A 1,036-nucleotide genomic window follows, 5' to 3' on the forward strand; every position below is an offset into this window, starting at 1 on the left:
GGCGGCTGGCCACGACGCTCAAGGAGCGTCTGCCGGGCGTCGTGCGCGGCATGCTCGACGGTCGCAGCAATGCCTATGTCGAGGCGATGAATGGCATGCTCCAACAAACCAAGCGGGCCGCGCGCGGATTTCGAACCGTGAAGAACTTCGTGGCCATCGCCTACCTCCGCATGTCCAGGCTAAAACATTTGCCGCAAAACCCTTTGCGTCCCGCCGCCTCGCGTGATCAAGGGATTAAACGCTATCGCGCCAGCCGTCAAGTTCCACTCAAAACGGCATAGAGCCAGCCAATTGGCGCGTGCGATCAAAAAGTCGCGTGAGTGAAAACAATCTGAAAATCATCAAGTTCGAACAAGTGACTTCGGTTCCCAAGTAAAATTAAGATCTTCTTGAGAGGATCTTACAAAATATAAGAACTCCTAAAACTTATCTCAATTTAATATCCCAACTAATCCTTGACGAATATTTGTGCAGACTGTTTAAATAAAATTACGCATTGAATCGTCGCGTGAAGCGTGTTGCTCGCCAATGGCTGGGCCGTCGGCGACGAGCATGAAGTATCCGGCGCCGCATTTGCTGAAAAGCGAGTTCGAGTACAGCGACACGCTCCCGTTCTCCGTGTGACCACAGGCCTATAACCATGTTGATCAGTTTTCCTTTCCTGCCAGGGTCTGCCAATGGCAGTGCAGACAGCTACGAGCAAGCCGCGCTAAGCGAAATTTCCGGGCTTGACGATTACGAGTCCCCGCATGGCATTTATCCGATAAGTCGCGATCGTCGATGGCATGGAGGCGTTCACCTGACACCCAAGCTTGTCAATGAACCTGTTCGCGCAATCGCCGATGGCACGGTTGTGGCATACCGAGTTGCTTCAGATTCGTTGGAAGGTCATGACACGGGTTTTGTCTTGCTTAAGCACGAGACGGAAACCGGGCAAGGGCGATCGATCACATTCTATTCGCTGTATATGCATCTCATGAATCGGGCGGACATGAAGACCAAGCCTGCACTGCGAAGACAGTTGGTGTCGCTTATG

The 1,036-nt window shown here is 52.3% G+C and carries 1 protein-coding gene and 1 pseudogene; both read left to right on the top strand.

The features are described 5' to 3' along the window. Positions 1 to 281, top strand: a 281-nt coding sequence (locus BSU04_RS20645; RefSeq protein WP_144021193.1) for a transposase, incomplete at its 5' end; no start/stop codon positions are given. A gap of 359 nt (positions 282 to 640) precedes the next feature. Beyond that, a pseudogene (locus tag BSU04_RS47135) lies at positions 641 to 1,036 on the top strand (M23 family metallopeptidase); the annotation flags it as partial.

The sequence above is a fragment of the Caballeronia sordidicola genome (assembly GCF_002220365.1).
Lineage (GTDB): Bacteria > Pseudomonadota > Gammaproteobacteria > Burkholderiales > Burkholderiaceae > Caballeronia > Caballeronia sordidicola_C.